The 14,344-nt window shown below is 71.0% G+C and carries 15 protein-coding genes; 5 read left to right on the top strand and 10 right to left on the bottom strand.

Features of this window, described 5'->3' with window-relative positions; all coding sequences use genetic code 11:
* Positions 1–62: 62 nt before the first annotated feature.
* The gene (locus ACWD26_RS37550) at positions 63–680 is read right to left on the bottom strand and encodes a DUF4291 domain-containing protein (protein WP_451277097.1); all 618 of its coding nucleotides are present in this window, start codon (positions 678–680) and stop codon (positions 63–65) included.
* A gap of 184 nt (positions 681–864) precedes the next feature.
* Between ACWD26_RS37550 and ACWD26_RS37545 the strand changes: the two genes are divergently transcribed.
* Positions 865–1,359 (top strand): nuclear transport factor 2 family protein, encoded by a 495-nt coding sequence (locus ACWD26_RS37545; protein ID WP_451277095.1) that lies wholly within the window; start codon positions 865–867, stop codon positions 1,357–1,359.
* 148 nt (positions 1,360–1,507) lie between these two features.
* Complete coding sequence (gene lnt / locus ACWD26_RS37540) at positions 1,508–3,073, top strand: apolipoprotein N-acyltransferase (protein ID WP_451277093.1); 1,566 nt, start codon at positions 1,508–1,510, stop codon at positions 3,071–3,073.
* On the opposite strand, the gene ACWD26_RS37535 is transcribed toward lnt, so the two are convergent.
* A complete protein-coding gene (locus tag ACWD26_RS37535) occupies positions 2,994–3,902 on the bottom strand; it encodes a Gfo/Idh/MocA family protein (protein ID WP_451277091.1) in 909 nt (302 codons plus the stop codon). The two genes, lnt and ACWD26_RS37535, sit on opposite strands and share 80 nt — an antisense overlap.
* 75 nt (positions 3,903–3,977) lie before the next feature.
* Between ACWD26_RS37535 and ACWD26_RS37530 the strand changes: the two genes are divergently transcribed.
* Together ACWD26_RS37530 and ACWD26_RS37525 are read left to right on the top strand one after the other, a co-directional pair.
* Positions 3,978–4,490, top strand: a complete 513-nt coding sequence (locus tag ACWD26_RS37530; protein WP_451277089.1) for a DinB family protein — start codon at positions 3,978–3,980, stop codon at positions 4,488–4,490.
* 150 nt (positions 4,491–4,640) lie between these two features.
* Positions 4,641–5,138: a hypothetical protein gene (locus ACWD26_RS37525; RefSeq protein ID WP_451277087.1), complete on the top strand. Its 498-nt coding sequence runs from the start codon at positions 4,641–4,643 to the stop codon at positions 5,136–5,138.
* A 219-nt stretch (positions 5,139–5,357) separates the two neighbouring features.
* On the opposite strand, the gene ACWD26_RS37520 is transcribed toward ACWD26_RS37525, so the two are convergent.
* From ACWD26_RS37520 to ACWD26_RS37485, 8 genes are all read right to left on the bottom strand, one after another.
* The gene (locus ACWD26_RS37520; protein ID WP_451277085.1) at positions 5,358–5,882 is read right to left on the bottom strand and encodes a hypothetical protein; all 525 of its coding nucleotides are present in this window, start codon (positions 5,880–5,882) and stop codon (positions 5,358–5,360) included.
* A 170-nt stretch (positions 5,883–6,052) separates the two neighbouring features.
* Positions 6,053–6,736 carry a uracil-DNA glycosylase gene (locus ACWD26_RS37515; RefSeq protein WP_451277083.1) on the bottom strand — a complete coding sequence of 228 codons (684 nt, stop codon included), beginning with the start codon at positions 6,734–6,736 and terminating at the stop codon, positions 6,053–6,055.
* A 132-nt stretch (positions 6,737–6,868) separates the two neighbouring features.
* Positions 6,869–8,449: an ABC transporter substrate-binding protein gene (locus ACWD26_RS37510; protein WP_451277082.1), complete on the bottom strand. Its 1,581-nt coding sequence runs from the start codon at positions 8,447–8,449 to the stop codon at positions 6,869–6,871.
* Positions 8,450–8,637: 188 nt separating this feature from the next.
* On the bottom strand, positions 8,638–9,405 hold the full coding sequence (locus ACWD26_RS37505; protein WP_451277080.1) for an SDR family oxidoreductase: 768 nt from the start codon (positions 9,403–9,405) through the stop codon (positions 8,638–8,640).
* 12 nt (positions 9,406–9,417) lie between these two features.
* The gene (fabG, locus tag ACWD26_RS37500) at positions 9,418–10,179 is read right to left on the bottom strand and encodes a 3-oxoacyl-ACP reductase FabG (protein WP_451277078.1); all 762 of its coding nucleotides are present in this window, start codon (positions 10,177–10,179) and stop codon (positions 9,418–9,420) included.
* Between the two features lie 186 nt (positions 10,180–10,365).
* On the bottom strand, positions 10,366–10,776 hold the full coding sequence (locus ACWD26_RS37495; RefSeq protein ID WP_451277076.1) for a DUF3037 domain-containing protein: 411 nt from the start codon (positions 10,774–10,776) through the stop codon (positions 10,366–10,368).
* Positions 10,773–11,528, bottom strand: a complete 756-nt coding sequence (locus tag ACWD26_RS37490) for a HipA family kinase (RefSeq protein ID WP_451277074.1) — start codon at positions 11,526–11,528, stop codon at positions 10,773–10,775. Before ACWD26_RS37490 ends, ACWD26_RS37495 begins: the two co-directional genes overlap by 4 nt.
* Before the next feature lie 92 nt (positions 11,529–11,620).
* Positions 11,621–12,199 (bottom strand): dihydrofolate reductase family protein, encoded by a 579-nt coding sequence (locus ACWD26_RS37485; RefSeq protein ID WP_451277072.1) that lies wholly within the window; start codon positions 12,197–12,199, stop codon positions 11,621–11,623.
* A 214-nt stretch (positions 12,200–12,413) separates the two neighbouring features.
* On the opposite strand from ACWD26_RS37485, the gene ACWD26_RS37480 reads away from it, so the two are divergent.
* Positions 12,414–14,330: an SMI1/KNR4 family protein gene (locus tag ACWD26_RS37480; protein WP_451277070.1), complete on the top strand. Its 1,917-nt coding sequence runs from the start codon at positions 12,414–12,416 to the stop codon at positions 14,328–14,330.
* Positions 14,331–14,344 lie beyond the last annotated feature (14 nt).

Here is a 14,344-nt window from a genome sequence, read left to right as displayed (position 1 = left end):
GGGCCCGGCAGAGCGGCGGGCGGCCCACGGGGTGCCGGGCCCGACCGCGCCGGACGCGGGCGTCAGCGGCACAGATGGGCCAGCAGTGCGTCCGCGACCGGATACGGCCGCTCCTCGGGCAGCAGCCCGGTCGCCGTGTCCAGGTCACGCGCCCGTACGAGGCCGTGGACCTCCCGGGCGAGCGGCGTCACGTCCTCGATGCCGACGATCCACTCGTCCGCGTACCGGGCCGCCGCCTCGCCCGCCAGCCCCAGCTGCAGCGAGCGGTACGGCAGCGGGTTCAGCCGCAGGTCGCGCTCCGGGTCCCACTGCACCCGGGCGGGCGATCGCCGCAGGTCCCGCTGCCAGGCGGTCCGGCTCTCGTGCAGCTCGGGCACGTAGTGCGAGAGGCAGGAGTTGCCCAGTGCCCACTCGAAGCCGTCGCGGCTGATCTCGACGGCCAGTACCGTCTCCTGGCCCTCCTTCAGGCCCCAGCCGCAGCGGTACATCATCCACAGGAAGGACGGCTTGATCCAGGTCATCCGGTCCCGCTTCCACACGGCCGGGAAACGGCCGTCGCGTGCGGCCGGGCCGCCTATCTCCGGGCGGTACGCCTGGTAGACGGTCACCGTGTCCGCCGTGTGACGGGCACGGACCTGGAACTTGGGCGCGGTCGCTGACCGGCGTTCGTTCTCGCTCACGAGGACCAGGTTCGATCATCGCCGCACGGCGGGCCACCGAATATCGACGGCCGTGTTGCCGCGACCGGTGGCCCGCCGGTCCGTCCCGTGGCCCTGCGCCCGGCCCTCCCGTGATCCCTGACATATCCCCCATCTGCCTGCACGCCCCTTGGCGTGACGCGTCCCCTGCCCCAACACTGAGCCGATGACGCAGCGCGTGGAGCTCGCGACCGTGATGGACCGACTCGCCGTCGACGGCCTGATCACCGACTACGCGGTGACGGTGGACGACGGCGACTGGACGGCGTACCAGGAACTGTTCGCACCGGACGGCCGCGCGGACTACCGCTCGGCCGGCGGCATCGAGGGGGACGCCGGCCAGGTCGCCGGGTGGCTGGCCCGGAGCATGCGGCTCTTCCCGATGCGGCAGCATCTGATCGTCAACCGGCGGGTGCGGTTCGGCTACCTGGAGCAGGACACGGGCGACACCGCCCAGGTCCAGGCGGACTACATCAACCCGATGCGCTACGCCGGACACGACGGCGGATCCACCGCCCCCGACTTCGTCTGCGGCGGCCGCTACGCCTTCGCCCTGATCCGCACCCCCGACGGCTGGCGCCTGAGCGAGGTCGTCGTCCACGAGAAATGGCGCCGCGCCCCCGAGGGCCTGACCCCCGACCCCCACCCCACCCCGGCCTGAGCGCTTTTCGACCGACCCCGGCTGCCCGGCGCCGAGCACTCCGTGCCTCCCCCGGCCCGCGCACCACCCCGCCCCTCCCACGCCCCCTGTCGGAGATCGTCCCCGGCGCGCACACTGGAGAGACGCACCGCTGGGGAGGAGGCGCTGTATGAGGACGCCGGACTGGGTCGGCTCCCCGTGGCGGCGGCGGGTGGCCGTCGTCGTGGCCGGTGCTCTGCCCGTGCTCGCGTTCCCGGCGCCGGGCCTGTGGTGGTTCGCGTACGTGGCGCTGATGCCGTGGATGCTGCTGGTCCGCACGGCCCCGACCGGCCGCCGGGCGGTGTACGACGGCTGGCTCGGCGGCTTCGCGTTCATGCTGGCCATGCACCACTGGCTGCTGCCGAATTTGCATGTGTTCACCTTCGTGATAGCCGGGCTGCTGGGCGCGCTGTGGGCGCCCTGGGCATGGCTGGTGCGCCGGTTCCTGTCCGGTACGCCCTCCCCCGCCCGGGTCGCCGCCGCGCTGCTGGTCGTGCCGTCGGGCTGGCTGGCGATCGAACTCGTCCGCTCCTGGCAGGGCCTCGGCGGGCCATGGGGCCTGCTGGGGTCCAGTCAGTGGCAGGTGGAACCCGCGTTGCGACTGGCCTCGGTCGGCGGGGTCTGGCTGATCAGCTTCCTCGTGGTGGCCGTCAATGTCGCGGTCACCGTGCTGGTCTCGGTACGCCGGTCCCGGGCACCGGCGCTCGCCGGTCTCGTCGCGGCGGCCATCGCGACCTCGGCGGTGTCGCTGTGGTCGCCGCGACCCGGGGTGCGGGGCGAGGCGCGGATCGCCGTCGTACAGCCCGGTGTCACCGACGGCCCCGACAACCGGTTCGCCCGTGAGGAGGCACTCACCCGACGGCTGGCCGGGCAGGACCTCGACCTGATCGTGTGGGGCGAGAGCAGCGTCGGCCACGACCTGGCCGACCGGCCCGACCTCGCCGACCGGATCGCCACGCTGGCCCGCGAGACGAAGACGAACATCCTGGTGAACGTCGACGCCCGCCGCTCCGACCGCCCCGGCATCTACAAGAGTTCCGTGCTCGTCGGCCCCGACGGTCCCACCGGCGACCGCTACGACAAGATGCGCCTCGTCCCCTTCGGCGAGTACATCCCGATGCGTTCGCTCCTCGGCTGGGCCACCTCGGTCGGGGAAGCGGCCGGCGAGGACCGCAGGCGCGGCACCGAGCAGGTCGTCTTCGACTCCGGCGAGGGGCTGCGAATCGGCCCGATGGTCTGTTTCGAGTCCGCGTTCCCGGACATGAGCCGTCATCTCGTCGAGGACGGTGCCGAGTTGCTGCTCGCGCAGTCGGCGACCTCGACGTTCCAGGAGAGCTGGGCGCCCGAGCAGCACGCGTCGCTGGCCGCGCTGCGCGCCGCCGAGACCGGCCGCCCCATGGCCCACGCGACGCTCACCGGTGTCTCGGCGGTGTACGGCCCGGACGGCGAGCGTGTCGGCTCCTGGCTCGGTACGGACGAGAGCACGACGGCGGTCTACGACGTGCCGCTGGCGAGCGGTACGACGCCGTACGCGCGCTTCGGCGACTGGCCGGTGCACACGGCCCTGCTGGTGCTGCTGGCGTGGGGCGCGTTCGAGGGTGTGGGGGCCGTGCGGCTCAGGCGGCGGAGCGGTCCTCCACCGCCCGCACCACCCGCTCGCACATCTCATGAGTCGCCAGCGCGTCCCGCGCGCTGAGCACCTTGCCCGCGCGCACGGCGTCGAGGAAGGCCAGCACCGCCTGCTCGATGCCGCGCTGACGGGCCACCGGCACCCAGTCGCCGCGCCGCCGCACCGACGGCTGCCCCTTGTGGTCCACGATCTCGGCGAGGTTCACCACCTGCCGCTTGGTGTCCTGCCCGGAGACCTCCAGGATCTCCTCCGCCGAGCCGCTGAGCCGGTTCATGACACCGAGCGCGGTGAAACCGGCCCCGGAGAGCTGCAGGACGACGTGGTGCAGCAGCCCGCCCTCGGTCCGGGCCCGCACGGTCATGTCCTCGACCTCACCCGGCACCAGGAACCGCAAGGTGTCCACGACATGGATGAAGTCGTCGAGGATCATCGTGCGCGGCAGCTCGGGCAGGCCGATGCGGTTCTTCTGCATCAGGATCAGCTCGCGCGGATGGTCGGCGCACTGGGCGTACCCGGGCGCGTACCGCCGGTTGAAGCCCACGGCGAGGCCGACGTTCCGCTCCTCCGCGAGCCGTACGAGCCGTTCGGACTCGGCGAGTTCGTACGCGAGCGGCTTGTCGACGTACGTCGGCACACCCGCCTCCAGGAGCCGCTGGACGATCTTGGGGTGGGCCCCGGTGGGGGCGTGTACGAAGGCGGCGTCGAGGTCCTGGGCGAGCAGCGCGTCGAGATCGGTGTGCCGCTGTCCCTGGGGGAGATGGAGGCTGTCGGCGACGCGGGTGAGGGTGGCGGGTGTCCGCGTCTGCAGATGGAGTTCGAGCCCCGGTCGGGTGCCGAGCACCGGCAGATAGGCCTTCTGCGCGATGTCGCCGAGTCCGATGCAGCCGACCTTCACAGGGGGTCTCCCGTCCACGGTGTGCCGTCGAAAATGCCTCGTCGGCAGCATACGGGGACTGCGAGGATGGCCGGCATGACCACCCAGCGCACCGAACCCTCCGTCACCGCCGACGAACGGACCATGCTCGAAGGCTGGCTCGACCACCACCGCGAGACCCTCGCGATCAAGTGCCAGGGCCTGGACGACGCCCAGTTGCGGACCGCGTCGGTCCCGCCCTCGGAGCTGTCCCTGCTGGGGCTCGTCCGGCACATGGCGGAGGTCGAGCGCATCTGGTTCCGCAAGGTGCTGGTAAACGACGACCAGGGACCGATCTACTTCAGCGAGGAGGACCCGGACGGGGAGTTCCATCTGACCGAGTCGGACACCTGGGAGGAGGCGTACGGCACCTGGCAGGAGGAGATCGCGGTCGCCCGGCGCAACGCGGCGGGCTTCGCCCTGGACGACATCGGCAAGGCCGTGCACCGACGGGCGGGCCGGGCGCCGAGCCTGCGGTGGATCTACACCCACATGATCGAGGAGTACGCGCGGCACAACGGGCACGCGGACCTCATCCGGGAGCGGATCGACGGGGCCACCGGGTACTGAGCGGAGACGGCGAACGACGTACCGCGCCCGCGTGCCGAGGGCCGCAGGCCGGCCGGGCGGCGTCGCAGGCGGTCCCGGGCGTCACCCGTGTGGGGGCATCCTGCACCGGTCTCCTCCCCAAAGCGGCCCGGACACAGCAGAGTTGCGCGCGTGCATCGACCGACCACCACCGCAACGCTCCTGGTCGCCGTGGCCGTCTCGGCTCTCACCGGCTGCGTGACCCCGCAACACCCGCCCTCGCCCCAGGTGCCCCCCGTCCCGTCCCGGCCGTCCGAGCCCCGCCCGGACGGCACCACCGAGACGCAGATCGTGCAGGCGCCGGCGCGGGAGGCGCTGGAGCTGATCGGCCCGCCCCGGAAGCCCACGCCGAGCGCGTCGAAGACCCAGAAGCCAGCCCCGCCACCCCCCGCCACCACCACCCCCACGCCCGCCGCGCCCCCGCCGCCCCAGGACGAGCGGCAGGGTCCCCGTGAGCGGCACGTGCCGCCGCCCGGCTCCCGGCCCCACGTCGAGGTGCCGCCCCTCCCCAAGGACATCCCGACGGAGCCGCCCAAGAACTCCGACGTGTGCGCACTCGGTCACAAGTACGGCGGCTGGGGCAAGGACACCCCACAGGCGGTCATCTGCAAGGACGTGTACGGCCGTTGAGATCTACCGCGGCCGGCCGCGAGCATGCGATTCGCCGCAGGCATGCGAGGCGCCGCAGGCATGCGATTCGCCGCGAGCACGTATCCGGCGCGGGCACGCGATCCGGCGCCAGGCGCTGTGCCGGTGGTGCCGTGTGGTGCCGTGAACCGTCTGCGGCGCCGTCGTGGCTGGTCGCGCGGTTCCCCGCGCTCCTTCCGCGCCGCAGGTCGCCGTAGCCGCTCAGGGCCGCTGTCTCGGCGGCCCCGGCGTCTCCCCTCCGGCGGCAGGGCCCGCCTCGTCGAGCCGGGCCTCCAGTCGCGCCACGGCGGCCCGGATGCCATCGCCGTGACCGTCGTCCCCCAGCGTGGCCATCGCGACCCGGGCCAGCCGCAGATGGCTGCGGGCCGCGTCGTGGCGGCCGAGCTTGGCGTAGTCGGCCGCGAGGTTGAGGTGGAGCGAGGGGTAGAAGGCGCGCACCGCGACCTCGTCGTGGCGCCGCGCCACCCGGCCGTCGGACAGTTCGTCGGCCGCCGACAACGCCCTGAGGTCCCAGGCCAGTTCGACGTCCGGGTCGTCCTGGGTGTCGGCCATGTAGTGCGCCAGCGTGCAGCGGTGGAGCGGGTCGCCGTCCTCACCGATCTCCGCCCACAGCTTCAGGAGACGGTCCCGGGCCTCCTCGCGGTCACCGCCGTGGTGCAGCATGACCGCCTGCCCGATCCGGGTCATCATGGCGTCCGGCGCCGCCTGCTCCTGTCGCTCCACCACCGTGTCCTCCGCATTCGTCGCCCCCCTGCCCGGCCTGTCCCTCCCGACGCTAACGGCAGGCACCGGCAATCCCGGTCAGGCGGCTCCGTACGGCCGCGGGGGCGCCCCGGCGGCCGTACGGCGAGCGGCCGGACGAGCCGGCCGACGGAGGAAGGGGGGCGGGTGGCGGGTCAGCCCAGGTCGGGGATCGTCCAGTCGATCGGCTCGTGGCCCTGCTGGGCGACGGCCTCGTTGATCTGCGTGAACGGCTGGGAGCCGAAGAACTTCTTGGCGGACAGCGGCGAGGGGTGGGCGCCCTTGACCACCACGTGGCGCTCCTCGTCGATCAGCGGGAGCTTCTTCTGCGCGTAGTTGCCCCACAGCACGAAGACGGCCGGGTCGGGGCGCTCGGCGACGGCGCGGATCACGGCGTCGGTGAACTTCTCCCAGCCCTTGCCCTTGTGCGAGTTGGCCTCACCGGAGCGGACGGTGAGGACCGCGTTGAGCAGCAGCACGCCCTGCCGGGCCCATGGCATCAGATAGCCGTTGTCCGGGATGGGGGTGCCCAGCTCGGCCTGCATCTCCTTGTAGATGTTCCGAAGGGAGGGCGGGGTCTTCACGCCCGGCCGCACGGAGAAGCACAGGCCGTGGCCCTGGCCCTCGCCGTGGTACGGGTCCTGACCGAGGATCAGGACCTTCACGCTCTCGTAGGGTGTGGCGTCGAGGGCGGCGAAGACCTCCTCGCGCGGAGGATAGACGGGACCCCTGGCACGCTCCTCCTCGACGAACTCGGTGAGTTCCTTGAAGTAGGGCTGCTGCAGCTCCTCACCCAGGACCCCGCGCCAGGACTCGGGCAGCATGGCGATGTCGGTCACGTCAACTTCCTCCGGTGTGCGCTCACTTCACGGCCACGGAACATGCGGCCATGGACGGCCGCGCCAGGCGCGGCCGTCGTCAGAGCACAGAACCTACAGGCGCCCACTGACAATCGGGGCGGGCGGCCGGAACTACCAGCTGGTCTTCCAGGACAGGTTCCACATGATCATCATGGTCGCCGGGTCGATCACGTTCTCCAGGCCGGCGATCTCCTCGTTGGCGGCCGTGTAGGACTTGCCCTGCCACAGCGGGATCAGCCGGGCGTCGTCCACGAGGATCTGCTGGGCCTCCTCGAACTGCTCGGCGACGGCGCCCCGGTCGCTCTCCGCGCGCGACTCCGGGAGCAGCTTGTCCGTGATCTCGGGGGCGTCGTACGGGGTGCCGAGCGCGTTCTGCTCGCCCACGAAGGGGGCGATGAAGTTGTCGGCGTCGTTGAAGTCGGGGTTCCAACCACGTCCGAAGACCGGGTACTCGCCCTTCTGGTAGCCCTCCGAATAGGTCTTCCAGGGGCGGCTCTTCAGCGTGACCTTGAACAGCCCGGACCCCTCCAGCTGCCGCTTCAGCTCCTCGAAGGCCGGCTTCGTCTGGGAGCCGTAGCGGTCGGTCGTGTACCAGAGGGTGAGAGGAACCGTTTCGGTGATGCCGGCCTCGGTGAGGATGGCCTTCGCCTTGGTCGCGCTGGGGTTGCCGTAGTCGTCGAAGAAGCCCGTCGTGTGGCCCACCAGACCCCTGGGGATCATGGAGTACAGGGGTTCGACGGTGTCCTTGTAGATGTTGTGGGCGAGTGCCGGGCGGTCGAGGACCTGGGCGACGGCCTTGCGGACCGCCGGGTTCTTGGCCCAGGTGTCCTTCGGGTTGAACACCAGGTAGCTGATCTCGGAGGTGGGGTTCTCCACGATCTGGAGTCCCTCCTCGTCGTGCTTGGCCTGGATGTCCACGATGTCCGCGGCACCGAGACCGCGATAGATGACCGAGATGTCCTTGTTCTTGAGGGCCGTGACCATCTCGTCCGACTGCTGGAAGTACTGGATGGTGATGGCGGAGTTCTTGAGGTCAGCGAGGCCTTCGTAGTTCTCGTTCTTGACCAGCTCGGCCTTCTCGCCCTCGTCGTAGGAGGCGAGGTTGTACGGTCCCGAGCCGGTGATCTCGGTGCCCTCACGGAGCTTGTCCGCCGGGTAGTCCTCGGGGTCCACGATCGACATGGCGGGCGTGGTGAGCACCAGGGGGAAGGTCGCGTCGGGCTGGCTGAGGTGGAAGACGACCTCACGGTCGCCCTTCGTCTGCACCCGGGAGAGGGTGGTCAGCAGGCCCGCGGGGCCTCCGTTGACGTTGATCTTCTTGATCCGGTCGAACGAGTACTTGACGGCCTTGGCGTCCAGCGTGTGCCCGTTGGAGAACTTCAGGCCTTCGCGCAGCGTGCAGCTGTAGACCGTGCTGGAACTGTCGGTGAACTCGCAGCTCTCGGCGGCGTCCGGCTCGGGCTCGGACGCGCCGGGCGCGTAGTTCAGCAGCGGCTGGAAGACGTTCCGCATCAGCTCCCAGGAGCTGTCCCAGGCCGCCGCCGGGTCCAGGGTGCTCGGCGTACTGGTGGTCCCCACGACGATGGGGTCCGCGTCTTCGGAGGCGTCCGAGGAGAACACACCACACCCGGTCACCATGGATATGGACGCGATCACCGCGAGTGGCGGCAAGTATCGGTTCCGGTTGAACACGTGCATGCTCCTCGAAATGCCGTACCAAGAGTGGCCGAACGATACCGCAGGCCCCCCGGGCCGCTGCCGCCCGGCTGGCAGAGTCCGCGATCAGTCCGCTTGTGACGGCGTTGTCGAGCCCCCGTGAGGGGTGCGGACGGGCGCCGGAAACATTCGGTGAATCGTGCACCGACGCCCGCCGTACTGTGTCAGCCGACCCCGGCGTTGAGGAAGATGCCGCCGTCGACCACGAGGGTCTGACCGGTGATCCAGTCGGACTGCTCGGAGGTGAGGAAGGCGGCGGCGCCACCAATGTCGGAGGGCACACCGAGCCGGCCGAGCGGGTAGGAAGCGGCTGCCTCGGCCTCGCGGCCCTCGTACAGGGCCTGGGCGAACTTGGTCTTCACCACGGCGGGCGCGATCGCGTTGGCCCGCACCTTGGGCGCGTACTCGTGCGCCAGCTGGAGGGTCAGGTTGATCATGGCGGCCTTGCTGATGCCGTACGCGCCGATGAACGGCGACGCGGAGACACCGGCGACGGAGGCGATGTTGACGATCGCGCCGCCGTTGTCCTTCTGCCAGGCGTGCCAGGTCTTCTGGGCGAAGCCGAGGGCCGAGACGACGTTCGTCTCGAACACCTTGCGGGCCACGTTCAGGTCGAGGTCGGAGATCGGGCCGAACACCGGGTTCGTACCGGCGTTGTTGACCAGGAAGTCGACGCGCCCGAAGGCCTCCATCGTGCGCTCGACGGCGAGTGCCTGGTGGGCCTCGTCGTGGGCCTTGCCCGCGACACCGATGACGCGGTCGGCGCCGAGCTGCTCGACGGCCTCCTTGAGGGCGTCCTCGCCCCGGCCCGTGATGCACACCCGGTCGCCGCGCGCGACGAGGGCCTCGGCGATGCCGTAGCCGATGCCGCGGCTGGCGCCGGTGATCAGGGCGACCTTGCCCGAAAGCTCGGGGAGTTCCACCGAAGTCATGTTCTGGATCCCTTAGTTGAGCGGTCCGCCGGCGACGTAGAGCACCTGGCCGGAGACGAATCCGGCGTCTTCGCCAGTGAAGTAGGCGATGGCGCCCGCGATGTCCTCCGGCTTGCCGACGCGCTGGACCGGGATCTGGGTGGCGGCCGCGGCCTGGAACTCCTCGAAGCCCATGCCGACCCGGGCGGCGGTGGCGGCGGTCATGTCGGTGACGATGAAGCCGGGCGCTACGGCGTTGGCGGTGACGCCGAACTTGCCGAGCTCGATGGCCAGGGTCTTGGTGAAACCCTGCAGACCGGCCTTCGCGGCGGAGTAGTTGACCTGGCCGCGGTTGCCGAGCGCGGACGACGAGGACAGGTTCACGATCCGGCCGAACTTGGCCTCCACCATGTACTTCTGGACGGCCTTGGCCATCAGGAAGGCGCCGCGCAGGTGCACGTTCATGACCGTGTCCCAGTCGGACGCGCTCATCTTGAACAGCAGGTTGTCGCGGAGCACGCCCGCGTTGTTCACCAGGATCGTCGGGGCGCCCAGTTCCTCGGCGATCCGGGTGACGGCGGCCTCGACCTGGGCCTCGTCGGAGACGTCGCAGCCGACCGCGAGCGCCTTGCCGCCCGCGGCGGTGATCTTCTCCACGGTGTCCTTGCACGCGGCCTCGTCGAGGTCGATCACCGCGACGGCACGCCCCTCGGCGGCCAGTCGTACGGCGGTCGCGGCGCCGATGCCGCGCGCGCCACCCGTGACCACGGCGACACGCTGCTCAGTGGTGGACATTGCTGGTTCTCCTCGCCCTTGGATGCGGCTCCTGCGGCGCCCCCGTTCGGTGAGCGACCGCTTAGTACCTTCAGCACACGTGACGCTAGAAGTCCTGGCACCCGGTGTCAACGCTCCACCAGGTGTGATCCCTTACGTCGGCCACTCACGGGGCATGCCACACACGGTCCGTGACACGCCGGTCCGTCACTTCACGAGCAGATCGAGCAGCCGCTCGGCCTCCGCCGCCGGATCGGTGGTGAGCCCAGTGTGCACGGGTCCCGCCTGGACGACCGTGGAACGGGGCGCGACAAGCCATCTGAACCGCCGCCCGGCGTCGTCGCGGGCGGCCTGCCCGGCCGCCTCTCCCCCGGCGCACACGCCTTCCACGGCGCGCAGCGCGGCGCGTACGCCCGCCACGTCCGCCCCGGGGTCCAGGGCGAGCAGCTTGGCCTCGTCGAGGTACGTGCGGGCCGCCACGAGGGCGCGGGAGCGGCTGTACACGAGGACGCCGGCGTTGAAGCACTCGCCACGCTCGATCCGGGGTACGACCCGCAGCAGCGCGTACTCGTAGACGTCCTGCCCGGTCGCACCGGTCCCCAGGAAACGGTCGCTCACCTGATCCCCTCGATGCGTTCGTGAATTCCGGCGGCCCGTGCGAGCAACGGCTCCGCGTACGCCCGGCGCAGCGCCTCCGGTGTCTCGAAGCCGGGCTCGTCCGTCAGCCAGGCGTCCGGGATCTCGGCGGTGACCTCGGCCAGCAGTTCCTCGGTGACCAGGGGCGCGAGGTCGGCGGCGGCCGCGGCGACATCGGGGCCGAAGCGGGCGAGGGCGTGGTCGGCGGCGTCGTACGGCTTGGCGGCGGAGGTGCGGGCGCCGGGCCAGTGGTGGTGCCAGATCATGGTGGCGCCGTGGTCGATGAGCCACAGCTCGCCGTGCCACATCAGCAGGTTCGGGTTGCGCCAGGAGCGGTCCACGTTGTTGATCAGCGCGTCGAACCAGACGATCCGCCCTGCTTCCCCGGGGTCGACCTCGAAGGCGAGCGGGTCGAAGCCGATCGCGCGGGTCAGGAAGTCCATACCGAGGTTGGGGCCGCCGCTTGACTTGATCAGCTCCTGCACCTGCTCGTCGGGCTCACCCAGCCCCAGGACGGGGTCGAGGTCGAGGGTCACGAGACCGGGGACGCGCAGTCCGAGCCGCCGGGCCAGCCCACCGCAGACGACCTCCGCGACGAGGGTCTTGCGCCCCTGACCCGCGCCGGTGAACTTCAGGACGTACGTGCCGAGGTCGTCGCCCTCGACGAGCCCCGGCAGGGACCCGCCCTCCCGCAGCGGCGTGATGTAGCGGGTCGCGGCGACCTCTCTCAGCATTTCCCTCCGACCCTCCGCCCCTCCGGCACGAAGGGAGCATAGTAACCGAGGGTGATCACCGACGAGGACCTCCTCGAGGTTCCGGTGTGGACTCAGAAATGCAGGGTGGGCCGGTAGATGAGCTCTTGGATGTGGCCGTCGAGCGTCCGGTGCTCGATCAGCTCGAGGTCGAAGTCGGCCGCACCCTGGAAGATCGGGTCCAGCCCGGTCCGACCGGTGATCACAGGGAAGAGCGTCACCTGGACGCGGTCGACCAGACCGGCGGCCATCAGCGCCCGGTTCATCGACAGGCTGCCGTGCGAGCGCAGCGGCACCTCGGACTCCTCCTTGAGCCGAGCGACGACATCCACGGCGTCGCCGCTCTCGACGTTCGCATCCGGCCAGTCGAGAGGTCCTTCCAGGGTGGTCGACACGACCGTCGCCGGCAGGCTCCTCATCCGTGTGACCCATGGGTCACGCACGTCGGACCCCTCGGTGCTCGATGCCAGCATCCGCGCGAACGCCCGGTATGTGTTGGCCCCGAAGACCATCCGCTGCTCCTCGCGGTACAGGGCGAGACGGTGGTCGAGGAGCTCGGGGCCCTGCTTGCCCCAGTAACCGGTCCAGTCGCCCCCGGCGGCACCGAAGCCGTCGAGACTGGAGAAGACGTCGAACGTGTAGGTAGCGGCCATGGTGCTCTCCTCGAGTGCGGTCGACCCCGGTGGGGGATTGGGGATAGAGACTGACTACCAGGGCGAGACTCATCGCCCGTGGATTCCCGGAGCGGTGGTGGACCACGCGTCCCGTACGGGTGCGGGACCGCGGCCATCCGGGGCGCTGCCGGGCGACGAGCCCATCCGCGGCGAGCAGCGGGGCCTGTCAGTGGCGGGTGGCAGCATCGGGCGTATGACGGACACCACGGCATTCGACTGGCAGCCCTTCCTGCTCCGGTGGAGCGGGGAATGGGCGGATTCCCTGCCGGACGGCGAGACACGGGGCGAGGACGACGAGACCGCCCAGCGGGCCCGGTGGCTGGGTTTCCCGCCCGCGTCCGAGGAGCGGATCGCGGCCATGGAGGAGCGCCTGGGCCGCCGGATGCCCCCGTCGTACCGGGAGTTCCTCAAGGTCAGCGACGGATGGCGGCACGCGGGCGGGTTCGTGTGGCTGCTGGCGGGGACCGAGGACGCGCGCTGGCACAACGACGAGTCGGGACTCGCGAGCCTCTTCGAGGAGTACCTGGACGAGGACGCCGGGCCCGAGGAGCGGCGGGAGGCGGACCTCTGGCGGCGCGGACTGCAGCTCGACGTCGAGTCCGACATCACCCACGTCCTCATGGACCCCGACGACGTCGACGAGGACGGCGAGTGGGCCGTGTACACCTGGGCGAGCTGGCGGGCCGAGCCACCCGAGCGGCACGACAGCTTCCTCGAGTTCATGCGGGAGATGTACCGGGAGTTCCACAGCCTGCGGGCGGGCGGGAGCGACGGAGAGCCGATGTTCGTCAACGACACGACGCGACATCTGGACGTCCAGGTGGAGGAGGCCCGGCTGGAGACGCTGCGCGGCGGCTGGGAGCGGGCCGTGAAGGTGCTGGACGGTGCCAAGGAGTACGGCAGGCCGCGGGCCGCCGGGCTGGGCGACCAGATACGCCGCCTGCTCGGACAGACCTCCGGGGTGTACTTCGAGGACTTGGTGACGGACCCGACGTACGCGCCCGATCTGCTGCCGTCGCTGGTCGCCGAGCACGCGGCGCACTCGTACCGGGACGACTCCACACTGACGTTCCATCTGCGGGGTGCCGACGAGGACCTGGTGGCACTGGCTTACGCAACGCTGGATCAGGTGAGGAGCGGCACGTACCGGTACACGGCGGCCGGACCGTTCGGGGAGGCGGTCGAGCGGGCGCGGGAGCTGGCACGGTGGGGAGACACCGACGAGGCGTGGCGAACGCTGAGGACCGCCGTGCCTTTGTGGGCGCCGCTGGGACCGGCCCACCTGGCGCCGCTGGGGTGGGTGGCCGACCCTCTGCTCGGGCCGCTGCTGACCCCGGAGCGGGGCCGCGAGCTGCTCTCCACGCCAAGGGGCGGGCAAGCGGGTGAGGCACCGGGGCCGACGGCCGGGCTCGACCCGGGCGACCTGGCGTGGCTGGCGGATCCCGACCCGGGCAACAACCGCACGTCGTACCGGTTCGTCCTGGTGGAGGGGGTGGAGCCGGAGGAGCTGCCCGGCCGCCTCGCGGACGGGGACGGGGACGGCGATAAGGACGGGGACGGCTCCCTGCTGAACGAGCCCCTGACCCCGTGGGAGGCGCGCCACAGGTCGACGCAGGACCAGAGAGAGTTCTCGTCCTACGACGACAGGGCTCTCATGGCGATCGGCCGGGCCGGCACCGACTGGAGCTTCGCCTTCGACGGCGATCCCGCCTCGTTCGACCGGCGGCGATTCGTCTCCCCGGCCATGGCCGCCAGTGCGGGCACCCGCGCGGTGGTGGTGTGGAGCGGCCTGAGGGCATGGCACGGCGAACCGTACTTCCACCTTTCGGTGGCGCGAGACGGTGTCGAGCAGTACGCGTTCACGTACGCGGACGGAGAGGTCCGGCAGAGCGGGGAGATACCGCGAGCGCTGGACCCGAGCCTGTTCTTCGGCGATTTGCAGGACGGCGCCGAGGCGGAACGGTCGCTGCTGGAAGCGGTGGCCGGCGAATTCGGTGCCCATCTGCCGCGTCATGCCATCGTGCACGGGCGGCTGCACACCTTCGTCACCCGCTCCTGGACCCGGCCGCCCAGGGACGGAGAGACGTACGCGGTGATCCGGCTGCATTGACCAGCCCCACGCCC

This window comes from Streptomyces sp. NPDC002787 (assembly GCF_053592095.1).
This window is presented reverse-complemented; position numbering and strand designations above follow the sequence as displayed.